This is a genomic window from Streptomyces sp. NRRL B-24484, from assembly GCF_000717715.1.
GTDB lineage: Bacteria > Actinomycetota > Actinomycetes > Streptomycetales > Streptomycetaceae > Kitasatospora.
This window is the reverse complement of the sequence record NZ_JOAI01000001.1, coordinates 283,817-305,116: the sequence shown is the minus strand read 5'-3', so window position 1 is coordinate 305,116 and position 21,300 is coordinate 283,817. Positions and strand designations below refer to the sequence as shown.

At 73.7% G+C, this 21,300-nt stretch carries 29 protein-coding genes; 23 read left to right on the top strand and 6 right to left on the bottom strand.

What is annotated here, in order from left to right; all coding sequences use genetic code 11:
* Nucleotides 1-92: 92 nt before the first annotated feature.
* The 8 genes from hisD to hisF are packed head-to-tail and all read left to right on the top strand — an operon-like array spanning nt 93 to nt 5,851.
* Nucleotides 93-1,400, top strand: coding sequence for a histidinol dehydrogenase (hisD, locus tag IE98_RS0101380; protein ID WP_030262647.1), 1,308 nt, complete (start codon nt 93-95; stop codon nt 1,398-1,400).
* Nucleotides 1,397-2,494, top strand: coding sequence for a histidinol-phosphate transaminase (locus IE98_RS0101375; protein WP_234443362.1), 1,098 nt, complete (start codon nt 1,397-1,399; stop codon nt 2,492-2,494). Before hisD ends, IE98_RS0101375 begins: the two co-directional genes overlap by 4 nt.
* 6 nt (nt 2,495-2,500) lie before the next feature.
* On the top strand, nt 2,501-3,094 hold the full coding sequence (gene hisB / locus IE98_RS0101370) for an imidazoleglycerol-phosphate dehydratase HisB (protein ID WP_030262644.1): 594 nt from the start codon (nt 2,501-2,503) through the stop codon (nt 3,092-3,094).
* A complete protein-coding gene (locus tag IE98_RS49965) occupies nt 3,091-3,243 on the top strand; it encodes a hypothetical protein (RefSeq protein ID WP_030262641.1) in 153 nt (50 codons plus the stop codon). The genes hisB and IE98_RS49965 overlap by 4 nt, the downstream gene beginning before the upstream one ends.
* A gap of 31 nt (nt 3,244-3,274) precedes the next feature.
* Nucleotides 3,275-3,910: an imidazole glycerol phosphate synthase subunit HisH gene (hisH, locus tag IE98_RS0101360; RefSeq protein WP_030262639.1), complete on the top strand. Its 636-nt coding sequence runs from the start codon at nt 3,275-3,277 to the stop codon at nt 3,908-3,910.
* A 17-nt stretch (nt 3,911-3,927) separates the two neighbouring features.
* Entirely contained in the window at nt 3,928-4,653 is a 726-nt protein-coding gene (gene priA / locus IE98_RS0101355; protein WP_030262636.1) for a bifunctional 1-(5-phosphoribosyl)-5-((5-phosphoribosylamino)methylideneamino)imidazole-4-carboxamide isomerase/phosphoribosylanthranilate isomerase PriA, read from the top strand.
* Nucleotides 4,650-5,084 (top strand): RidA family protein, encoded by a 435-nt coding sequence (locus IE98_RS0101350; protein ID WP_030262633.1) that lies wholly within the window; start codon nt 4,650-4,652, stop codon nt 5,082-5,084. The genes priA and IE98_RS0101350 overlap by 4 nt, the downstream gene beginning before the upstream one ends.
* A complete protein-coding gene (hisF, locus tag IE98_RS0101345; protein WP_030262630.1) occupies nt 5,081-5,851 on the top strand; it encodes an imidazole glycerol phosphate synthase subunit HisF in 771 nt (256 codons plus the stop codon). The genes IE98_RS0101350 and hisF overlap by 4 nt, the downstream gene beginning before the upstream one ends.
* A gap of 49 nt (nt 5,852-5,900) precedes the next feature.
* Here the strand turns inward: hisF and IE98_RS0101340 are convergent, their stop codons facing one another.
* The 4 genes from IE98_RS0101340 to IE98_RS0101325 all read right to left on the bottom strand — a co-directional run bounded on the left by IE98_RS0101340 (nt 5,901) and on the right by IE98_RS0101325 (nt 9,016).
* On the bottom strand, nt 5,901-6,680 hold the full coding sequence (locus IE98_RS0101340) for a VOC family protein (RefSeq protein WP_030262627.1): 780 nt from the start codon (nt 6,678-6,680) through the stop codon (nt 5,901-5,903).
* A 136-nt stretch (nt 6,681-6,816) separates the two neighbouring features.
* On the bottom strand, nt 6,817-7,464 hold the full coding sequence (locus tag IE98_RS0101335) for a TIGR03085 family metal-binding protein (RefSeq protein ID WP_030262625.1): 648 nt from the start codon (nt 7,462-7,464) through the stop codon (nt 6,817-6,819).
* Nucleotides 7,465-7,581: 117 nt separating this feature from the next.
* The gene (locus IE98_RS0101330; RefSeq protein ID WP_030262622.1) at nt 7,582-7,947 is read right to left on the bottom strand and encodes a hypothetical protein; all 366 of its coding nucleotides are present in this window, start codon (nt 7,945-7,947) and stop codon (nt 7,582-7,584) included.
* 55 nt (nt 7,948-8,002) lie between these two features.
* Complete coding sequence (locus IE98_RS0101325) at nt 8,003-9,016, bottom strand: hypothetical protein (RefSeq protein WP_159400800.1); 1,014 nt, start codon at nt 9,014-9,016, stop codon at nt 8,003-8,005.
* 315 nt (nt 9,017-9,331) lie between these two features.
* Between IE98_RS0101325 and IE98_RS0101320 the strand changes: the two genes are divergently transcribed.
* Nucleotides 9,332-9,622, top strand: coding sequence for a hypothetical protein (locus tag IE98_RS0101320; RefSeq protein ID WP_159400799.1), 291 nt, complete (start codon nt 9,332-9,334; stop codon nt 9,620-9,622).
* 455 nt (nt 9,623-10,077) lie between these two features.
* Complete coding sequence (locus IE98_RS0101310) at nt 10,078-10,770, top strand: ester cyclase (RefSeq protein ID WP_030262613.1); 693 nt, start codon at nt 10,078-10,080, stop codon at nt 10,768-10,770.
* 49 nt (nt 10,771-10,819) lie between these two features.
* Here IE98_RS0101310 and IE98_RS0101305 read toward each other — a convergent pair whose 3' ends face one another.
* Both IE98_RS0101305 and IE98_RS0101300 read right to left on the bottom strand, forming a co-directional pair.
* Nucleotides 10,820-11,338: a hypothetical protein gene (locus IE98_RS0101305; RefSeq protein WP_159400798.1), complete on the bottom strand. Its 519-nt coding sequence runs from the start codon at nt 11,336-11,338 to the stop codon at nt 10,820-10,822.
* A gap of 65 nt (nt 11,339-11,403) precedes the next feature.
* Nucleotides 11,404-11,718: an MTH1187 family thiamine-binding protein gene (locus IE98_RS0101300; protein WP_030262608.1), complete on the bottom strand. Its 315-nt coding sequence runs from the start codon at nt 11,716-11,718 to the stop codon at nt 11,404-11,406.
* A gap of 120 nt (nt 11,719-11,838) precedes the next feature.
* On the opposite strand from IE98_RS0101300, the gene IE98_RS0101295 reads away from it, so the two are divergent.
* The 13 genes from IE98_RS0101295 to IE98_RS0101240 all read left to right on the top strand — a co-directional run bounded on the left by IE98_RS0101295 (nt 11,839) and on the right by IE98_RS0101240 (nt 21,270).
* Nucleotides 11,839-12,318 (top strand): hypothetical protein, encoded by a 480-nt coding sequence (locus IE98_RS0101295; protein ID WP_030262605.1) that lies wholly within the window; start codon nt 11,839-11,841, stop codon nt 12,316-12,318.
* 94 nt (nt 12,319-12,412) lie between these two features.
* Nucleotides 12,413-12,787 (top strand): phosphoribosyl-AMP cyclohydrolase, encoded by a 375-nt coding sequence (gene hisI / locus IE98_RS0101290; RefSeq protein WP_030262602.1) that lies wholly within the window; start codon nt 12,413-12,415, stop codon nt 12,785-12,787.
* A gap of 133 nt (nt 12,788-12,920) precedes the next feature.
* Entirely contained in the window at nt 12,921-14,438 is a 1,518-nt protein-coding gene (locus tag IE98_RS0101285; RefSeq protein ID WP_030262598.1) for an anthranilate synthase component I, read from the top strand.
* Nucleotides 14,439-14,446: 8 nt separating this feature from the next.
* On the top strand, nt 14,447-15,025 hold the full coding sequence (locus IE98_RS44140) for a Uma2 family endonuclease (protein WP_078660698.1): 579 nt from the start codon (nt 14,447-14,449) through the stop codon (nt 15,023-15,025).
* A gap of 180 nt (nt 15,026-15,205) precedes the next feature.
* A complete protein-coding gene (locus IE98_RS0101275; protein WP_030262592.1) occupies nt 15,206-15,802 on the top strand; it encodes a TIGR02234 family membrane protein in 597 nt (198 codons plus the stop codon).
* 111 nt (nt 15,803-15,913) lie between these two features.
* Entirely contained in the window at nt 15,914-16,171 is a 258-nt protein-coding gene (locus IE98_RS0101270; protein WP_043173247.1) for an HGxxPAAW family protein, read from the top strand.
* Nucleotides 16,172-16,308: 137 nt separating this feature from the next.
* Nucleotides 16,309-16,740 carry a DUF2752 domain-containing protein gene (locus IE98_RS0101265; RefSeq protein WP_030262587.1) on the top strand — a complete coding sequence of 144 codons (432 nt, stop codon included), beginning with the start codon at nt 16,309-16,311 and terminating at the stop codon, nt 16,738-16,740.
* Nucleotides 16,741-17,022: 282 nt separating this feature from the next.
* Entirely contained in the window at nt 17,023-17,829 is an 807-nt protein-coding gene (gene trpC / locus IE98_RS0101260; protein WP_030262585.1) for an indole-3-glycerol phosphate synthase TrpC, read from the top strand.
* Nucleotides 17,830-17,837: 8 nt separating this feature from the next.
* Nucleotides 17,838-17,990 (top strand): tryptophan biosynthesis modulator TrpM, encoded by a 153-nt coding sequence (gene trpM / locus IE98_RS52455; RefSeq protein WP_420706148.1) that lies wholly within the window; start codon nt 17,838-17,840, stop codon nt 17,988-17,990.
* Nucleotides 17,991-18,037: 47 nt separating this feature from the next.
* Entirely contained in the window at nt 18,038-19,285 is a 1,248-nt protein-coding gene (gene trpB, locus IE98_RS0101255; protein WP_030262582.1) for a tryptophan synthase subunit beta, read from the top strand.
* A 2-nt stretch (nt 19,286-19,287) separates the two neighbouring features.
* Nucleotides 19,288-20,097 carry a tryptophan synthase subunit alpha gene (gene trpA, locus IE98_RS0101250; protein ID WP_030262579.1) on the top strand — a complete coding sequence of 270 codons (810 nt, stop codon included), beginning with the start codon at nt 19,288-19,290 and terminating at the stop codon, nt 20,095-20,097.
* A 241-nt stretch (nt 20,098-20,338) separates the two neighbouring features.
* Nucleotides 20,339-20,605, top strand: a complete 267-nt coding sequence (locus IE98_RS0101245; RefSeq protein ID WP_030262577.1) for a hypothetical protein — start codon at nt 20,339-20,341, stop codon at nt 20,603-20,605.
* A gap of 149 nt (nt 20,606-20,754) precedes the next feature.
* Entirely contained in the window at nt 20,755-21,270 is a 516-nt protein-coding gene (locus tag IE98_RS0101240) for a MauE/DoxX family redox-associated membrane protein (protein WP_078660697.1), read from the top strand.
* The last annotated feature ends 30 nt before the right edge of the window (nt 21,271-21,300 follow it).

The window sequence follows — 21,300 nt, the reverse complement described above, 5'->3', positions numbered from 1 at the left end:
GTCCCCCCTGGTGATCTCCGGCCGTCTCGGCAGTCGTATCACGGACTGAAATGCGGGGCCGCCGTTTCCGGCCACTCCTTACACTGGGCCCTGTGATCTCTCGAATCGACCTGCGCGGCTCCGTTTCGGACCCGCGCGACCTGCTGCCCCGTGCCGAGTTCGACGTGGAGGCCGCCCTGGAGAAGGTGCGGCCGATCTGCGAGGACGTACGCCATCGCGGGGTCGCGGCGCTGATCGAGATCACCGAGCGCTTCGACGGCGTGAAGCTGGAGTCCACCCGGGTGCCCGAGGAGCGGATCACCGCCGCCCTGGAGAGCCTCGACCCGAAGGTGCGCGCCGCACTGGAGGAGTCGATCCGCCGCGCCCGCCTCGTCCACCGCGAGCAGCGCCGCACCGACCACACCACCCAGGTGGTGCCGGGCGGCACGGTCACCGAGCGCTGGGTTCCGGTCGACCGGGTCGGCCTGTACGTGCCGGGCGGCCTCGCGGTCTACCCGTCCTCCGTGGTGATGAACGTGGTGCCCGCGCAGGAGGCCGGCGTACCCGGCATCGCGGTCTCCTCCCCGCCGCAGAAGGAGTTCGGCGGCAGCGTCCACCCGACGATCCTGGCCGCCTGCGCCCTGCTCGGCGTCACCGAGGTCTACGCGGCGGGCGGCGCCCAGGCGGTCGCCATGTTCGCCTACGGCACCGAGGAGTGCCGCCCGGTCAACCTGGTCACCGGCCCCGGCAACATCTACGTCGCCGCCGCCAAGCGCCTGCTCAAGGGCCGGATCGGCATCGACGCCGAGGCCGGGCCGACCGAGATCGCGGTCCTCGCCGACGACTCCGCCTCGCCGCGGGACGTCGCCGCCGACCTGATCAGCCAGGCCGAGCACGACCCGATGGCCGCCTCCGTGCTGGTCACCGACTCGCCGGAGCTCGCCGACGCGGTCGAGGCCGAGCTGGAGGCCCAGGTCGCCAACACCAAGCACCGCGAGCGGGTCACCACCGCCCTCGCCGGCCGGCAGTCCGGCATCGTGCTGGTCGACGACCTGGAGCAGGGCATCGAGGTGGTCAACGCCTACGCCGCCGAGCACCTGGAGATCCAGACCCGGGACGCCCGCGCCGTCGCCGCCCGGATCCGCAACGCGGGCGCGGTGTTCATCGGCCCGTACGCGCCCGTCTCGCTCGGCGACTACGCGGCCGGCTCCAACCACGTGCTGCCGACCGGCGGCTGCGCCTGCCACTCCTCGGGCCTGTCCGTGCAGTCCTTCCTGCGCGGCATCCACGTCGTGGACTACTCCCGCGAGGCGCTGGCCGACGTCGCCGCGCACGTGGTCAACCTCGCCGAGGCCGAGGACCTGCCCGGCCACGGCGACGCCATCCGCGCCCGCTTCGACTGGACGGTGCCCACCTCTTGAGGATCGACGACCTCCCCATCCGCGACGAACTGCGCGGACAGTCCCCGTACGGTGCCCCCCAGCTCGACGTGCCCGTCCAGCTGAACACCAACGAGAACCCGTACCCGCTGCCGGAGGCACTGGTCGCCCGGATCGCCGAGCGGGTCGCCGAGGCCGCCCGGCACCTCAACCGCTACCCCGACCGGGACGCCGTCGAGCTGCGCGAGGGCCTCGCCGGCTACCTCACCTCCACCACCGGCCACGCCGTCACCCGGCAGCAGGTCTGGGCGGCGAACGGCTCCAACGAGGTCCTCCAGCAGCTGCTGCAGACCTTCGGCGGCCCCGGCCGCACCGCGCTCGGCTTCGAGCCCTCGTACTCGATGCACGCGCTGATCTCCCGCGGCACCGGCACCGGCTGGATCTCCGGCCCGCGCAACGAGGACTTCACGGTCGACCTCGACGCGGCCCGCGCCGCGATCGCCGAGCACCGCCCGCACGTGGTGTTCGTCTGCTCGCCGAACAACCCGACCGGCACCGCCGTCGCCGCCGACACCGTCCTCGCCCTGTACGAGGCCGCGCAGGCCGCCCGGCCCAGCCTGGTCGTCGTCGACGAGGCGTACGTCGAGTTCTCGCACCGCGAGTCGCTGCTGCCGCTGATCGAGGGCCGCCCCAACCTGGTCGTCTCCCGCACCATGTCGAAGGCGTTCGGCGCGGCGGGCCTGCGGCTCGGCTACCTCGCCGCCGACCCGGCCGTCGTCGACGCCGTCCAGCTCGTCCGGCTGCCGTACCACCTGTCGGCCGTCACCCAGGCCACCGCGCTGGCCTGCCTGGAGCACACCGACACCCTGCTGGGCTACGTCGCCCAGCTCAAGGCCGAACGGGACCGCCTGGTCGACGCCCTGCGCGGGCTCGGCCTGGAGGTCACCGACTCCGACGCCAACTTCGTCCAGTTCGGCCGCTTCGCCGACACCCACGCCGTGTGGCAGGCGATCCTCGACCACGGCGTGCTCGTCCGCGACAACGGCGTCCCCGGGTGGCTGCGGGTCACCGCCGGCACCCCCGCCGAGAACGACGCCTTCCTGGACGCCGTCCGACTTGTGATCAAGGAGCTGTAACCCCGAATGTCCCGTATCGGCCGCGTCGAACGCACCACCAAGGAGACCTCGGTCCTCGTCGAGATCGACCTCGACGGAACCGGGAAGACCGAGATCTCGACGGGCGTCGGGTTCTACGACCACATGCTCGACCAGCTCGGCCGCCACGGCCTCTTCGACCTCACGGTCAAGACCGACGGCGACCTGCACATCGACACCCACCACACCATCGAGGACACCGCCCTCGCGCTCGGCGCCGCCTTCAAGCAGGCGCTCGGCGACAAGGTGGGCATCTACCGCTTCGGCAACTGCACCGTCCCGCTGGACGAGTCGCTCGCCCAGGTCACCGTCGACCTCTCCGGCCGCCCGTACCTGGTGCACACCGAGCCGGAGACCATGGCGCCGATGATCGGCACCTACGACACCACCATGACCCGGCACATCCTGGAGTCCTTCGTGGCGCAGGCGCAGATAGCGCTGCACGTCCACGTGCCGTACGGCCGCAACGCCCACCACATCGTCGAGTGCCAGTTCAAGGCGCTCGCCCGCGCGCTGCGGTACGCCTCCGAGCGCGACCCGCGCGCGGCCGGCATCCTCCCCTCGACCAAGGGCGCACTGTGAGCAAGTCCGCGATCGCACTGATCTTCGTCGGCCTCTTCCTGACCGGCGGCGTGATCTCGTTCTGGAAGCAGAAGCTGCCCAAGGGCGTCGTCGCGGTGCTCGCGATCGGCGCCGTCCTGTGCCTCGCCGCCGGCGCCATGCGCCTGTAGCCGGCCTCGAAAGACTGGATCCCGAATCTCCATGGCCAAGAACGTCGTCGTCCTCGACTACGGCTCCGGCAACCTCCGCTCCGCCCAGCGCGCCGTCGAGCGCACCGGCGCGAACGTCACCGTCACCTCGGACTTCCAGGCCGCCCTGGACGCGGACGGCCTGCTCGTCCCCGGCGTCGGCGCCTTCGAGGCCTGCATGCGCGGGCTCAAGGCCGTCCGCGGCGAGCAGATCATCGGCCGCCGCCTCGCCGGCGGCCGCCCCGTCCTCGGCATCTGCGTCGGCATGCAGATCCTCTTCGCCCGCGGCGTCGAGCACGGCGTCGAGACCGAGGGCTGCGACGAGTGGCCCGGCACCGTCGAACCGCTGGACGCCCCGATCGTCCCGCACATGGGCTGGAACACCGTCGACACCCCCGACGGCAGCCGGATGTTCGCCGGCCTCGACGCCGACACCCGCTTCTACTTCGTCCACTCCTACGGCGTCCGCCGGTGGGAACTGGAGGTCCACAGCGCCCGGCTGCACGCCCCGCTGGTCACCTGGGCCACCCACGGCCACCCCTTCGTCGCCGCCGTGGAGAACGGCCCGCTCTGGGCCACCCAGTTCCACCCCGAGAAGTCCGGCGACGCCGGCGCCGCCCTGCTGACCAACTGGGTCTCCACCCTCTGAAGCCGAAGGTCGAACACATGAGCCGCCTCGAACTGCTCCCCGCCGTCGACGTCCGCGACGGCCAGGCCGTCCGCCTGGTCAAGGGCGCCTCCGGCACCGAGACCTCCTTCGGCGAGCCCCTCGCCGCCGCCCTGGCCTGGCAGAACGCCGGCGCCGAGTGGCTGCACCTGGTCGACCTCGACGCCGCCTTCGGCACCGGCAGCAACCGCGCCCTGCTCGCCGAGGTCACCGGCCGCCTCGACATCAAGGTCGAGCTGTCCGGCGGCATCCGCGACGACGAGTCGCTCGCCGCCGCCCTCGCCACCGGCTGCACCCGCGTCAACCTCGGCACCGCCGCCCTGGAGGCCCCCGAGTGGGTCGCCAAGGTCATCGCCGAGCACGGCGACAAGATCGCCGTCGGCCTGGACGTCGTCGGCACCACCCTGCGCGGCCGCGGCTGGACCCGCGACGGCGGCGACCTCTACGAGGTCCTCGCCCGCCTCGACTCCGAGGGCTGCGCCCGCTACGTCGTCACCGACGTCAACCGCGACGGCACCCTCACCGGCCCCAACCTGGAGCTGCTGGGCAACGTCTGCGCCGCCACCGACAAGCCCGTGGTCGCCTCCGGCGGTGTCTCCTCGCTCGACGACCTGCGCGCCATCGCCACCCTCACCGGCGAGGGTGTCGAGGGCGCGATTGTGGGCAAGGCCCTCTACGAGCAGAAGTTCACCCTCGAAGAGGCCCTGGAGGCGGTGTCCCGATGACCGAGGTCCCGGCCGCGAAACGCCCGCAGCGTGTGTCCGGATTCTCCCCCTGGGAGGACCAGTTCGGCTACTCCCGGGCGGTCGCGGTCGGGGACACCGTCCTCGTGGCCGGCACCACCGCGTTCGAGGGCGGAATGGTCCAGCACGAGGGCGACCCGTACACCCAGACCCTCGCGGCGTTCGAGGTCGCCTTCAAGGCCCTCGCGGAGTTCGGACTCTCCGCGGACGACGTCGTCCGCACCCGGATGTTCATCACCCACATCCGGGACTGCGACGAGGTCGGCCGGGCGCACAAGAAGCTCTTCGACGCGATCCGCCCGGTGGCGACCATGGTCGTCGTCCAGGGCCTGATCGACTCCCGGATGATGGTCGAGGTCGAGGTCGAGGCCCACCGTCCCGGACTCGCAACCTCCTTGGAAGGCAAGCAGTGAGCCTCGCAGTACGTGTCATCCCCTGCCTGGACGTCGACGCCGGGCGGGTCGTCAAGGGCGTCAACTTCCAGAACCTGCGCGACGCCGGTGACCCGGTGGAGCTCGCCAAGGCCTACGACGCCCAGGGCGCCGACGAGTTGACCTTCCTGGACATCACCGCCTCGTCCGGCGACCGGGAGACCACCTACGACGTGGTGCGCCGCACCGCCGAACAGGTCTTCATCCCGCTCACCGTCGGCGGCGGCGTCCGCACCGCCGACGACGTCGACAAGCTGCTGCGGGCCGGCGCCGACAAGGTCGGCGTCAACACCGCCGCGATCGCCCGCCCGGAGCTGATCCGCGAGATCGCCGAGCGCTTCGGCCGCCAGGTGCTCGTCCTCTCGGTGGACGCCCGGCGCACCCCCGAGGGCACGGTGACGCCCTCCGGATTCGAGGTCACCACCCACGGCGGCCGCCGCGGCACCGGCCTGGACGCCGTCGAATGGGCCGTCCGCGCCGCCGAGTTGGGTGCCGGAGAGATCCTGCTCAACTCGATGGACGCCGACGGCACCAAGGACGGCTACGACCTGGAGATGATCCGCGCCGTCCGCAAGAACGTCGCCGTCCCGGTCATCGCCTCCGGCGGCGCCGGCAAGCTCGCCGACTTCGCCCCGGCCGTCGACGCCGGCGCCGACGCGGTGCTCGCCGCCTCCGTCTTCCACTTCGGCGACCTGACCATCGGCCAGGTCAAGGACGCCCTGCGGGAGACCGGCCACCCCGTCCGCTGAACCCCGCTCCGGTCCGGGCGCGCCCGGACCGGAGCCGGTCACCCCGGCGCTACGGCATCTCGCTCTTGATGATCGCGAAGACCGCGCCGTGCGGGTCCGTCGCCCAGCCCAGCCGGCCGACACCCGGCACGTCCATGCCCGGCATCACGACCCGGCCGCCCGCGTGCTCGGCCCGGCCCAGCACCGCGTCCACCTCGGTCACCTCGAAGTACGGCACCCAGCGCACCGGCTCGTCGGGGCTCTGCAGCGGCGCGACCCCGCCGAACGACGTCTCCCGCTCGGTGCCACCCTCCGCCGTGGAGTACACCGTGTACGGCATCCCCGGCATCTCCACCGTCTCCGTCCGCCAGCCGAACAGCGCCCGGTAGAACTCCGTCGCCGCCGCCGGGTCCGCGGTGTGCAGCTCCGCCCAGCAGAAGGTGTTGGCGTCGGTGACGGCGTCCAGGCCCTGCGTCTCGCCCGGCTGCCAGATCGCGAACTGCACACCCGCCGGGTCGGACAGCTGCGCCATCCGGCCGTCGGACATCACGTCGAACGGCTCGGCGCGGACGGTGCCGCCGTGCTGCTCGGCGGCCTTCGCCGTGGCGTCCGCGTCCGGCGTGCGGAAGTACAGCGTCCACGCCGGGGACGAGCCCTCCTCCGTCAGCGGGCCGACGGCCGCGACCGTCCTGCCCGCCTGCTCGAAGAAGCCGTAGTTGCCGGCTTCCTCGCCCAGCGACCGGAACGACCAGCCGAAGACCGTGCCGTAGAACTCGGCGGTCGCGGGGATGTCCGGGCTCCCGAGGTCGAGCCAGCAGGGAGAGCCCGTCCGGAACTCCGTGGTGAGCATCGTGGTGCGCCCCTTCGAGGGTCGTGGCCGGGCCGCTCCGCCGGGCGCGGAGACGCTTCGCCGCGGCCACCAGCCAGTGTGACCCGCGCCACTGACAATCGCGCGGCGCCCGCCGAACCGGACGCGTCGCCGCAGGTCAGCGCGGACCCGGCAGCGGAAGCGCGCGTCGCAGGGCGGCCACCGCGGTCTCCGCCCCGCGCACCGCCAGCGAGGTGCGCGCCCCGCGCCCGAACGCGAAGAGCACCAGCTCGCCCGGCTCGCCGGTCAGCTGCACCGTCGGGCCCGTCCGGTGCGCCACCGTGCAGGTCCGCCCGTCCGGATGCTCCAGCACCAGCCGCACCGGGGTCCGACGGCCGGCCTCCATCCGCGCCAGCAACGGCAGCCGCCGCCACAGCGCCTCCGCCAGCGGCGCCTCGACCTCCTCCTGTCGCCAGCCCTCGCCGGCCCGCCGGACGTCCTCCGCGTGCACGAAGTACTCGACCAGGTTGGCCGCCTCGTCCGCACCCGGCAGCGCGAACGGCGACAGCGCCGGCGGGCCCGACCGGAACAGGCCGACCAGCTCCTCGTACGGGCGCCGGGCGTAGCCGCGCTGCACCTTCTCCGTCCACCCCGCCAGCGGCCCGATCCTGATCCCCGCCGCCGCGTCCGGCCGCCGCTCCCGCAGCACCAGGTGCGCCGCCAGGTCCGCGGTCGTCCACCCCGCACAGAGCGTCGGCGCCTGCGGCCCCGCCGCCGCCAGCAGACCGGCCAGCCGCTCGCGTTCCCCCCGCGCATGCTTCGTCATGCCCACCACCCTAGGGCGGTGACCGGTGGTGAACGGACAGCGGTCGGCCCCGGACCGATCGGCGGTCCGGGGCCGGAGGATTCCGGGGGTCGTGGCCGTGGGCCGGGGCGGTGGCGGTCAGGCGGCCCGGTCGCGGCGGCCGGCGGGGGCAGCGGGGGCGGCGGGGGAGCGGTGGGCCAGGGTCTCGCGGTGGATCCGCAGCTTGGTGCTCTGGTGCAGTCGTGCCGCGTCCCAGAAGGTGGCGATGGCGCTGACGGCGACGGCCGGCCAGACCTGGTGCGGGCCGATGTGGTGGCCGGTGTAGAGCCAGACGCCGAGGCCCGTGGTGCCGACGGCGTACGTGCCGTTGGGAACGCGGACCTTGCTGAGGAACCGGCGGGTGGGCAGCGGGAGCCTGCCGCGCAGGCTGATCCAGCGCAGCGGGCCGGCCTCCTGGTCGGGGCGGTGGAGCGGGATCACGTTGTCGGTCTCGTCGGTGCTCACGGCGTTCTCCCTGGGATGAGGGTCGGTCCGGATCGGGTGGGGCTCGCGTGCCGCGTCAGACGAGGACATGAGGGTCCTCGCGGAGGTCGCGGGCGAGGTCCTGCAGAGTGGTGTCGTCGTGACCGATGATCAGGGCGGGTACGGGCGTGCCGTCGTCGAGGTTGCGCAGGATGTACTCCATCACCATCCAGGTGCAGAGCCGGCCCGGCATCGACGGAGTGGTCAGCTTGACCGCACAGCCGGCCGCGACCGCGACGAAGGCGGCAGCACTGCCCAGTGCGTCGGTCTCGACGGTGACGGCCGCGGGGGTGTTGCCCGCGAGCAGGGCGTCCGTGACGACGGCGTTGGCCGAGGCCCCGAACTGGAAGGGCCGGTGCCCGAGAGCCTCCATCGTGGCGCGGTCACGGACGAGTGCATGGGGGAGCGCCACCTCGTGCGGCACCGGGTGGGTCTCCGCCTCGCCGAAGTGGTGGAGGCATCCGAAGCTCTCCTCCCAGCGGTAGGCCGAACCGCCGTAGGCGCCGCCGACCCGACTGTTGCCGGTGGCGACGGCCGTGACGAGCGGGAAGCCGGGTACGGACATCAGGACCGCACCGGCGAGCGAGCTCGAGGTGCCGCTCCCGAGGTAGCCGGGGAGGTCCCCGGTGTACCCGACGAGGGCGAACGGCTTGCCGTTGGTGCGGTCGTAGCGGATCTGCTTCTGCCGGCAGTCGTCGTCCAAGCCGTCGTACGGTCCGTAGACGACCATGTCCGGATACAGATCGGAGGCCGTCGCAGTGACGGCCTCCATGGCGGACTCGGACACCCGACTACAGGCATCTCGGTAGTAGTCGTAGTGCTTGGGGGCGCCGCGCTGGGCGGGCAGGGCGCCGACGGGCGCGGACCCGCGCTGCAGGATGCCGAACGCCTCGGCGGGCGTCATGCCCGGGACCTCCGACCGGAGGCGGCCCCGCTTCATGGCGAGGTGCTCGGCCACGGCGGGCGCCATCAACTCCTCGGCCAGCCCGATGCCCGTCTCTATGAGGCGGAGAGGGCCGAACTCTCCCGGGGGTACCTCGCTGTGCTGCACGAACGGCCTCCTTTGACCCGAACGATGCTTCGACCGAAGCTGTCTGCGCCGACTATTACAGAGCGTATGTCAGACAGCTTGCAACACACGCAACGCGCCGACCACTTTCGAAGTTCCCAGCGAGTGTCCGAAAGTAGTTGTGTAGTGCTGAACGCCAGTCACCTTTGTGAGAGTCGTACAAGAAAGCGGGTTCGGCGTCTCGATGTAGTCTGAAGAGGGTAGCCTCAAAGCATCCCGGACGATCCGGGGCTGCGACGGGGAGACCACCATGGGCAGCAGATCCTCCCCGCCGACCGTCGAGGAGGACGCATGACCATGAGTGCCCGTCAAACCGCCGACCCCCTCGACAAGGGGAAGACCGCGGTGATGTCCGTCCGATTCGGACATGACCAGATGGAACGGATCCAGGCCTACGCGACGATCTTCGGCATGTCGCCGAACGCGGTGGTCCGCGAGGCCGTGGACGAGCTCCTGCGGACCCGGACGGCGTCGCCCGAGTTCAAGCAGGCCGCCGCCGACCACATGCGGCGGGCCCAGCTGGCCGTCGAGGTCCTCGCACCGAGCAGCCCCGCCACCGAGGACCAGGCCGACCAGCTCGTCTCCTGACCGTTCCGTCGCCAAGACCGTAGGCTCCCGTGCACCCGGAAACGCCCCGCACACGACCGGCCCCGTGCCACACGGGCCGGGCTCGACCGCACACCGCGCCGACCTTCGAGGCGGCGACCGCCCGCGGTGTGCCCCCCGACCGATGACCGGGGGGCACACCGTACGGCCACCGGAGTCACCTCCACGGACCGGTCGCGTCCGACCGGCGAGTTCCGGCCGTTCCTGTCGCGATCGGTCGAATCGAGGCGGCCGCCCCCTCGTGGCGCGCCCGCCGGACCGCGAGCACCCGTCCCCCGTTCTCCCCCTCCGGCTCGAACCGGTGGGTGCTGCGCCGTCCGCCCTGCCACCCGGTGCGCCTTGCCCGTGGGGCGGAGCCGGAGGATCGTAAGAAATCCGAGGGTGCGGCGGTCGGCGGACGATCATGGCCAGGGGGCGGAGCCACCCGGAGGTGCATCATGACGTTCGTCCAGCTCATCGAGTGCAGGACCGACAAGGTCGACGACCTGAACCGGCTGATGGACAACTGGATCGAGCAGACCCGCGGCCGCCGCACGGCCACCCACTCGATGGTCGGCGCCGACCGCTCGGACGCCCGGCACGTCGTCGAGATCGTCGAGTTCCCCTCCTACGAGGAGGCGATGCGGAACTCGAAACTCCCCGAGACCGACCGGATCTTCCACGAGATGGTCGCGCTCTGCGACGAGCCGCCCACCTTCACCGACCTGGACATCGTCCGCGACGAGCAGCTCAACAAGGCCGCCGTCCAGCAGCTGATGCAGCGGATGTCCGCCGGCGACCTCAGCGTCTTCGACGAGGTCGTCGCCGAGGACTACCACGACCACGACATCGCCGACGACGCGGACGCGATGGGACGCGAGGCCATCCGGGCGAAGTGCGCCGGCTACCTGGAGGCCTTCGACATCGCCTTCACGATCGACCACCAGATGGCCGACGGGGACCGGGTCGCCACCATGTGGCGCTTCAGCGGCCTGCACAAGGGCGACTTCATGGGTCTGCCCGCCACCCACAAGCGGGTCGAGATGACCGGCATGACCGTCTTCCGGTTCCGCGAGGGGATGATCTGCGAGGGCTGGTGGAACTGGGACAACATGGCCATGATGCGCCAGCTCGGCCTCCTCCGGATGTGAGGACGGCGCCGGGACGCACCTCAGGGGCGCCACCCCGGGGTGGCGCCCCCTACCGCAGACGGCCCGTCAGTTTGGGGCCGTGCTGGCGGTTGCTGGTGGTCATGGTGCAGGTCGCGTCCCGCATGCCCTGCTCGTAGTACTGCAGGTACGGCCCCAGAGGGAAGCCGTAGTACGGCCCGCCGCCGCCCTGCCGCTGCTGCCGTTCGGCGAGCGGTGCCGCGCACAGCTCCCGCATCGCCCGCCCGATCTGCACGTCGCTGGTCAGCCCCTCGGGGAGCAGGACGTCCGCGATCGCCTCGCCGTCGTGCGGCTGCCCGCAGGGCCGCTCCTCGGCGCGGGTGATCACCTCGCTGAGCTGCGGGTGGTCGAAGCACGTCCCGGGCGTGAACCAGGGGTACGGCAGGTTCTTCGTCGGGCTCGGCGACGGGCCGGGCGGGGAGCTGCTCGGGGCCGGCGGGGGAAGGGCCGCCCGGTGGCGGCCGTCCGGCCACAGCACCACGGCCAGCACGACCGCCAGCACCACTGCGGCGGCCACCGCCACGGCCGCCCGCCTGCGCCCCTGCTCCACCCCGACCCCCCTAGGCTCCCCGCCCATTCTGGCCCGCCGCCGGGCCGGCCGTCAGCGGATCACCGCTACTCGCCGCCGCGGTCCTCCATCGCCGCGAGGTACCGCTCCACGGTCTCGACCTTGGCGGTCAGGCCGCCGCTCACCCCGGCCCGGTCGTCGATCTTGATCACGGTGCTGACCCGGCTGCTGTAGGCCTTCACCGCCTCGATCGCCGCCCGCACCACCGGCATCACCTCGTCCCACCCGCCCTCGATACTGGTGAACATCGCGTCCGTCCGATTGGGCAGCCCGCTGTCGCGGACCACCTTCACGGCCGCTGCCACCGCTTCGCCGACGTCCTCGCCCATGCCCAGCGGCGTGACGGAGAAGGCCACGATCATCCCGTCCTCGTTCCCGGCCCGTGTCGGCCCGTCTGCTGTTGCTCCGGCATCGGTCGCGGCCGCCCCGGCAGCGGTGGGTACGCTGGGGGCGGCACGACCCGTACTAGGGGTCAACTTCTCATGCGAGTCGGAATCATCGGGCACGAACGCCTCTCGGACCTGACCGAGATGCTCGTCCGGGGCGAACTCTGGCACCTCGTCACCGCGCACGGCGCCCACGACCTGGTCGGCGTCGGCCGGCTGCGGCCCGGGCCGGACACCTGGTTCGCGCAGTCCGTCCTCGACCACGGCGGGCGGATCGAGGTGCTGCTGTCCGCCGCGGAGGCCAGGGCCGGCGCCTTCGCGGGCGAGGGCTGCCGCGACACCCGCCGCCGGCTGCTGAACTCGGCGAACGCCGTGCACCGGCTGGCCGCGGCCGAGGCGGGCGGACCGGGCGAGGAGACCGGCCCGGCCCTGGTGGGCATGGTGGACGAGCTGATCGCGGTCTGGGACGGCGGTTCCGGCAGCGAGCCGGCCCGGGTGGTGGCCCGGGCCCGCCGGGCGGGCCTGGACGTCCGGGTGGTCTGGCCGGATGGCTGCGAGAGCCCCGGCGCCGGCTGACCGCCCGCGAGCCGGACGCCCCGGGGCGGACGGCAGGTGACCACTCCCCGAACAGCGATCACCGGGCCCGACGGGAGCTGCGAGAATGGTCCGCATGTCCACCACTCCCGCAGCCCCCGGCAGCACCGCCCTGGACGCGGCCGTCGCCGCCCGCCTCAAGCGGACCGCCGACGGCCTGCTCCCCGCCATCGCGCAGCAGCACGACACCGGCGAGGTGCTGATGCTCGGTTGGATGGACGACGAGGCGCTGCACCGCACCCTGACCACCGGCCGCTGCACCTACTGGAGCCGCAGCCGCAACGAGTACTGGGTGAAGGGCGACACCTCCGGCCACGTCCAGCGGGTCGTCTCCGTCGCGCTGGACTGCGACGGCGACACCCTGCTGGTGAAGGTCGACCAGACCGGCGCCGCCTGCCACACCGGTGACCGCACCTGCTTCGACGCGGACGTCCTGCCCGTCGCCCGCTAGCCTTCCCCCGGCCCCGCGGCGCTCCACCGGCCCCGAGCCGCCCGGTGCCCGCCAGGCCGGCAGCCGCACGCCGGCACCCGCACGACCAGCCAGCAGCCCGCCCGCCCTTCCTCCTCCGAACGGTGCCCGCTCCATGGATATCGAGGTCTTCCGCAAGCTCGCCGCCGACACCCGGGTCATCCCCGTCACCCGCAGGCTCCTCGCGGACGGCCTCACCCCGATCGGGCTGTACCGCAGTCTCGCCGGCGAGCGCCCCGGCACCTTCCTGCTGGAGTCCGCCGAGCAGGGCCGGAGCTGGTCCCGGTACTCCTTCGTCGGCGTCCGCAGCGCCGCCACCCTCACCGCCGACCCGGACGGCAACGCCCGCTGGCACGGCACCCCGCCGGTCGGCATCCCCACCACCGGCGACCCGCTGGAGGTGCTGCGCGCCGCCCTCGCCGCCCTGCACACCCCGCGGCACACCGACGACGGCCTGCCGCCGCTCACCGGCGGCATGGTCGGCTACCTCGGCTACGACGTCGTCCGCCGGCTGGAGAAGCTGCCGAACCTCACCCCCGACGACCTGAGGCTCCCCGAGCTGACGCTGCTGCTCGCCACCGACCTCGCCGTCCTCGACCACGTCGACGGCGCCGTGCTGCTGATCGCGAACGCGGTCAACCACAACGACCTGGCGAGCGGTGTCGACGAGGCGTACGCGGACGCCGTGGCCCGCCTCGACGCCATGGAGGCCGACCTGCTGAAGCCGGTCGACCCGGGCCTGGCCACCTTCACCCCGACCGCCGCCGAGGCGCACTCGCCGTTCGGCGGCGCGCCGTACCGGGCCGCCGTCGAGACGATCAAGGAGCGGATCCGGGCCGGCGAGGCCTTCCAGGTGGTGCCCTCGCAGCGCTTCGAGGCGCCCTGCCCGGCCTCCGCGCTCGACGTGTACCGGGTGCTGCGCACCACCAACCCCAGCCCCTACATGTACCTCTTCCGCTTCCCCGGGCCGGACGGCACCGCGGAGGGCGGCTTCGACGTCGTCGGCTCCAGCCCGGAGGCGTTGGTCAAGGTGAGCGAGGGCGAGGCGATGCTGCACCCGATCGCCGGCACCCGGCACCGCGGCGCCACCCCGCACGAGGACGCCGAACTCGCCGCCGAACTGCTCGCCGACCCCAAGGAGCGCGCCGAGCACCTGATGCTGGTCGACCTCGGCCGCAACGACCTCGGCCGGGTCTGCGAGCCGGGCAGCGTCGAGGTCGTCGACTTCATGTCGGTCGAGCGCTACAGCCACGTCATGCACATCGTCTCCACGGTCACCGGCCGGGTCGCCGAGGGACGGACGGCCTTCGACGTGCTCACCGCCTGCTTCCCCGCCGGCACCCTCTCCGGCGCCCCCAAGCCGCGCGCCATGCAGATCATCGAGGAGCTGGAGCCCACCCGCCGCGGACTGTACGGCGGATGCGTCGGCTACCTGGACTTCGCCGGGGACTCGGACACCGCGATCGCCATCCGCACCGCCGTGCTCCGCGACGGCACCGCCTACGTGCAGGCGGGCGCCGGCGTCGTCGCGGACTCCGACCCGCACTCCGAGGACACCGAGTGCCGCAACAAGGCGGCCGCCGTGCTGCGCGCCGTGGCCACGGCCAACACGCTGCGCCCGCCGGTATCGTGAGGTAGTCGATCCCGCGGAGGGAGGGCCGCCGCCATGACCGCCACCGCCACGACCGCCACGACCGCGCCCGCCGCCGTCACGCCCCGGCCCGCCGCGGCCGCAGCTCGGCCGGGACGGCCGTCGTGACCCCCCGCGGTGCGGCCCGGCGGGCCATCGTCCTCGACGCCGCCCGCCAGATCGAGGACCAGCTGGCGGGCCGCGGCGCCGCCGTCCCCGACGCGGTGCTCGACCCGTCCGGCGCCCGCCCGGGCCGCGCCCCCGACCTGGTGGTGGTCGGCGAGGGCGCCCGGCCGGACGGCCGCGGCCACTGGGCGTGGCCGGACCTCGAAGCGGTGCTGGAGGTCGTCCCCGCCGCCGGCCCGCACGGCGGCTTCGCCGAGCGGCTGCGCCGGTACGCCGGGCACGGCGTTCCGGTGTGCGTGGTGGTCGACCCGGCCGAGGGCGTCTGCACCGTGCACTCGGAGCCCCGGCCCGCGGGCGCCTACCACCTCGCCGAGCGGATCCCGTTCGGCGAGGACCTGCCCGTGCAGCTGCCGGGGCTGACGCTGGTCGTCGCCACCGGCGGCTTCCCCCGCGAACCGGCGTAGGGAGTGTCTTCACGGCGCACCCCCAGGGGCGCGGGGTGGGGGCGCGGGGAACTGCGCAGTCCGGGGACGGACATCATGACGATGACCGGGCAAGCCGTGATGCCCCCTGGTGGTGCACCCCGCGCCCCGTACCGGGACCCGGCCGTCCGGCCCGCGCCGGCCGTCGGCGACACTGGTCGGGTGAGTTCTCCCGCACCGAAGACCGACCGCCGCTCGCTCGCCCTGATGCTGCTGCTGACCGCCGTCGGCGCCCTGCTCGTCCTGACCTCCGTCGGCCGGACCTGGGCCGAGGGCGTGGTCGCCGGGACGGCCGGCGGCCGGCTGGCGGTCAGCGTCACCGGCTCCGAGCTGACCGGTCTGCCCACCGGCCTCGCGCTGGCCGGCCTGGCCGCGGCCGTCGCGGTCTTCGCCGTGCGCGGCGCCGCCCGCACGGCGGTCGGCGCGCTCGCCGCGGTGGCCGGCCTCGGTGTGGTCGTCGGCGCGGTGATCGGCGCCACCGACACCGCGGGGCTGGACGCGGAGGCCGCCGGACGCCTCGCGCTGGCCGGTGCCCAGGCCGGGCAGATCAGCCGGACCCTCTGGCCCTGGGTGGCCGCCGTGGGCGGCGTGCTGCTGGCGCTGGCCGGGATGCTGACCGTCCGCTCCGGCCGCAGCTGGCCGGCGATGGGCGCCCGCTACGAGGCCCCGACCGCGAAGGCGGCCGCCAGGCCGCGGCCCACCGACCGGTCCGCGGAGCTGTGGAAGGCCCTCGACCGTGGCGAAGATCCCACCGACTGACCCGGGGCCCGCCTTGGGGACGGGCGTGAGGGCCCGGCACAATGGAAGGGTCAACCCGTCGAGCGCCCCGAGGTGCCCGGCCGGGATCCGGAGAACAAGGAGCACCAGCAGATGTCGGCAGCAGCGCACGGCCACACTCCCGCCGCCTGGACCGGCGTGACCATCGCTTTCATCGGTTTCACGGTCAGCGGCGTCGCCATGATCATCCCCAACGTGCTGCTCGTCGTGGTCGGCCTGGTGATCGTGGTGGCCGCCGGCGTGGTCGGCAAGGCGATGTCGATGGCCGGCATGGGCAGGCAGCCCAGCACCAACTTCGCCCCCGCGGCCGCCCCGGCCGTCGAGGAGCGCACCCCCGTCAGCGCCGCCTGACACCTGCGCCCCACCTGCGCCGCAGCGCCGCGCCCCCGGTCACCCACCGTGACCGGGGGCGCGCGCACGTCCGCCGCGCCACGGCCGCCGCGCGGCCCTGCGCCGGAGCGGGCGGACGGGGGAGGACAATCGGCGGCGTGAACGCTCCCGTCCTCCCCGCCCCGCTCGGCCGCCGGCTGGCCCGCCCGCTGGCGGCGCTGGTGGCCGTCGGGCTGCCCACCGCGTACGTCGCCGCGGTCGACCCCAACGCGCCGGGCCACTACCCGACCTGCCCGGTGCTGCAGGCCACCGGCTGGTTCTGCCCGGGCTGCGGCGGCCTGCGCTGCGTGCACGCGCTGACCCACGGCGACCTGAACGCGGCCGGCCACGACAACCTGCTGGTCATGGTGCTGGCCGTGGTGGCCGCGGTGTTCTGGCTCCGCTGGCTGTGGGCCGCCCTCACCGGCGGCCCGCCGCCGCGGTTCGCCGTCACCCTCCCGCAGACGGTGCTGCTGGCCGTGGCGCTGGTGGTCTTCACCGTGCTGCGCAACCTGCCCGCGGGCGCCGGACTGGCACCGCCACTGGTCTGACCTGCCCCTCCGGTCGTGCCGCGACCGTCCGGTGCGCCCGCCACCCGGCGCCGCCGGCGCACCACCGGGTGGTCCGCTCCGCGAGACGCGCGCCGGGCGGATGCGCCTTGCGCCCCCCGCGCCCGATACCATCGAAGGGCCAACGGGGGCGCGTCTGCACACCATCCTCACCGGTTCGTGCGAAACGCCCCCGAGGTTTTTGACCGCACAGCCAGGCCGGGCGGGTCCGGAGTCCTCCGCACCTCCCGGCACCCAGCCATAAGACGACATGGGGGCGCTCGCGTGAGTGTGCTCGACGAGATCATCGACGGGGTCCGTGAGGACCTCGCCGAGCGACAGGCCCAGGTGTCCCTGGACGAGCTCAAGGAGCTCGCCGCCAAGGCACCGGTGGCCAAGGACGGCGTGGCCGCGCTGCGCGGCGACGGCGTCCGGGTGATCTGCGAGGTCAAGCGCTCCAGCCCCTCCAAGGGCGCACTGGCGGCGATCGCCGATCCCGCCGCCCTGGCGCTGGACTACGCGGCCGGCGGCGCCGCCGCGATCAGCGTGCTGACCGAGCAGCGCCGCTTCGGCGGCTCCCTCGCGGACCTCGACGCGGTCCGTGCAGCGGTCGACACCCCGGTGCTCCGCAAGGACTTCATCGTCACCGCGTACCAGCTGTGGGAGGCCCGCGCGCACGGCGCCGACCTCGCCCTGCTGATCGTCGCGGCCCTGGACCAGCCGGCCCTGGTCTCGCTCGTCGAGCGGGCCGAGTCGATCGGGCTCACCCCGCTGGTCGAGGTGCACGACGAGGAGGAGATCGCCCGCGCGGTGGACGCCGGAGCGAAGATCATCGGTGTGAACGCCCGCAACCTCAAGACCCTCGAGGTGGACCGCAACACCTTCGGCAACGTGGTCGACGCGATCCCGGCCGGGATCGTCAAGGTCGCCGAGTCCGGTGTCCGCGGCCCGCTCGACGTCATCCAGTACGCCAACCTCGGCGCCGACGCGGTGCTGGTCGGCGAGTCCCTGGTGACCGGCCGGGACCCGAAGGCCGCGGTGGCCGACCTGGTCGCCGCCGGTGCCCACCCGGCCCTGCGCCACAAGGGCTGACCGCTGCCGTGAAACTCGCCTCCCGCCTCGCCCCCGGCTGCCGCCCCCGCGGCTGCCGCGCGCCCGCACGCCGGGTGCTGGGGCGGCGGGTGCGCTACGTGATCGGCTGCGAGCCCGGGCAGGTGCCGGGCCGTCGATGGCGCAGGACGCACGGCCGCTGACCGGCCGTCCCTCCTGTCATCCCATCGACCCAGAAGGACGCTTCACCATGTCCGAGAAGGACTACCTGCCGGGCGCCCACGTCCCGGACGCGCGCGGCTACTTCGGCGCCTACGGCGGCCGTTTCATCCCGGAGGCGCTGGTCGCCGCCGTGGAACAGGTCGCCGAGGAGTACGAGAAGGCCAAGACCGACCCGGCCTTCACCGCCGAGCTCGACGCGCTGCTCAAGGACTACACCGGCCGGCCCAGCCCGCTGACCGACGTCCGGCGGTTCTCCGCCGAGGCCGGCGGCGCGCGCATCCTGCTCAAGCGCGAGGACCTCAACCACACCGGCTCGCACAAGATCAACAACGTGCTGGGCCAGGCCCTGCTCACCCGGCGGATGGGCAAGACCCGGATCATCGCCGAGACCGGCGCCGGCCAGCACGGCGTGGCCACCGCCACCGCCTGCGCGCTGTTCGGCTTCGACTGCACCATCTACATGGGCGAGGTCGACACGCAGCGCCAGGCGCTGAACGTCGCCCGGATGCGGATGCTCGGCGCCGAGGTCGTCGCCGTGAAGTCCGGCAGCCGCACCCTCAAGGACGCCATCAACGAGGCGTTCCGCGACTGGGTCGCCAACGTCGACTCCACCCACTACCTGTTCGGCACCGTCGCCGGCCCGCACCCCTTCCCGATGATGGTCCGCGACTTCCACCGGGTGATCGGCGTCGAGGCCCGCGAGCAGGTCCTGGAGCGCACCGGCCGGCTGCCCGACGCGGTCGTCGCCTGCGTCGGCGGCGGCTCCAACGCGATGGGCATCTTCCACGAGTTCATCCCGGACGCCGGCGTCCGCCTGATCGGCTGCGAGGCCGCCGGCGAGGGCGCCGACACCCCGCGCCACGCCGCCACCCTCACCAAGGGCGACCCCGGCGTGCTGCACGGCTCGCGCACCTACGTCCTGCAGGACGAGGACGGCCAGACCATCGAGTCGCACTCCATCTCGGCCGGCCTGGACTACCCCGGCGTCGGCCCCGAGCACGCCTGGCTCAAGGACACCGGCCGCGCCGAGTACCGCCCGGTCACCGACGACGCCGCCATGCAGGCGCTGCGCCTGCTGTCCCGCACCGAGGGCATCATCCCGGCCATCGAGAGCGCCCACGCGCTGGCCGGCGCCCTGGAGCTCGGCCGCGAGCTCGGCCCGGAGGCGACGATCCTCGTCAGCCTCTCCGGCCGGGGCGACAAGGACATGCACACCGCGGCCGAGTACTTCGGCCTCTACGACCAGGCGACCACCGAGAGCGGCGAGGGCAACTGACCATGGCATCCAAGCTCAGCAGCGTCCTCGCCGCCGCGAAGGCGGAGGGCCGCGCCGCCCTGATCGGCTACCTGCCGGCCGGCTTCCCGACCGTCGACGGCGGCATCGCCGCGGTCGGCGCCCTGATCGAGGGCGGCTGCGACGTCGTCGAGATCGGCCTGCCGCACTCCGACCCGGTGCTGGACGGCCCGACCATCCAGACCGCCGACGACATCGCGCTGCGCGGCGGCGTCCGGATCAAGGACGTGCTGCACACCGTCGCCGAGGTCGCCGCCGCCCACCCGGAGGCGGCCGTCCTGGTCATGACCTACTGGAACCCGGTCGACCGCTACGGCGTCGCCCGGTTCGCCGCCGACCTGGCGGCGGCCGGCGGTGCCGGCTGCATCCTGCCCGACCTGCCGGTCGAGGAGTCCGAGGAGTGGCGCAAGGCGGCGGGCGAGCACGGTCTGGACACCGTGTTCGTGGTCGCCCCCAGCAGCAAGGACGCCCGCCTCGCCGAGGTCACCGCGGCCGGCTCCGGCTTCGTCTACGCCGCCGCGGTCATGGGCGTCACCGGCACCCGGGCCCAGGTCGGCAACCTCGCCGAGGACCTGGTCGCCCGCACCCGGGCCGCCACCGACCTGCCGGTCTGCGTCGGCCTCGGCGTCTCCACCGCCGACCAGGCGGCCGAGGTCGCGGGCTTCGCGGACGGCGTGATCGTCGGCTCGGCCTTCGTCCAGCGCATCCTGGACGCCGAGGGCGACACCGCCGCGGCGCTGGACGCCGTGCGGGCGCTCGCCGCCGACCTCGCGGCCGGGGTCCGCCGCCGGTAGGCCCCGCCCGTCGTACGACCGACGGCCCGCCGCCTCGCCCGAGGCGGCGGGCCGTCGACGTTCCCGGCGCCTCCCGGAGTGCTCCGGTCGGGCTTCCGGTTCACCCGGACGAGTGGAGAGTGGGCGCTCGGCGCATCGGGCGCGATTGACCCGCGTTGAGCGGAGGGACGGGTTGACGGTGCCGTCCGCACTCCGTGGTTCGTGCACCCCGCAACCGCCCAGACCGTCGAGAGGCCCGCCCGTGCCGTTCCTGCACCGTGCCGTCCTGATCCGCGCGGCGGCCGCCGCCCTCGCCCTGGGCGCGGCCCTCGGGGTGCAGGCCTCGGCCGGACAGGCGCTGGCCAGACGCGGTGCCGAACAGGCGGACCGGGACGCCCGGGCCTGCACCGCGGCCGCGGCGGCCCTCGCCGAGCTCGGCGGCCCCGCGGCCGCTCCGCCCGGGCGCCCGGCCGCCGCCCCCGACACGCCGGGGGGCCGCTGCGGCCGGACGGATCGTCAGACCCGTTAGAACAAGCCGGACATGGGCAGCGAAAATATCACTCTTTCGGCGTAATTCGTCAATGCGGAGGAAACGTACCTCTTCCTCTACGGTTCATCCGTCAGGGGCCGCCCGCCGCGGCCCGCCGCACCGAGCCGCACATGCCCAGGGGGAGAGCCATGGCAAGTCCGCAGACGATCCGGCCGCACGCCGACGGAGGGCTCCGCCGGGTGCTCTCCGGGCCGGCCGCCGAATGGATCGGCCTCGCCGTCCGGCTCGGCCTGGCCGTGGTCTGGGGCTGGGCCGGGCTCGCCAAGATCTCCGACCCGGCCGAGGCCGCCCAGGCCGTCCGCGCCTACGAGATCCTGCCCGAGTCGCTGGTCAAGCCGGTCGGCTACGGCCTGCCTTTCCTGGAGCTGGCGCTCGCCGTGCTGCTGCTGATCGGCCTCGGCACGCGGCTGGTCGCCGCGGTCTCCGCCCTGCTGCTGCTCACCTTCATCGCGGGCATCGCCTCGGCCTGGGCCCGCGGCATCTCCATCGACTGCGGCTGCTTCGGCGGCGGCGGCGCGGTCGACGCCTCCAAGACGGAGTACTTCCAGGAGATCCTCCGCGACACCGGCTTCCTCCTGCTCGCCCTCTGGCTGGTCTTCCGGCCGAGGACGAAGTTCTCCGTCGACTCCTGGCTCGCCGCCTGACCGCCCCGCGCCACCGCACCCGACCCGCGG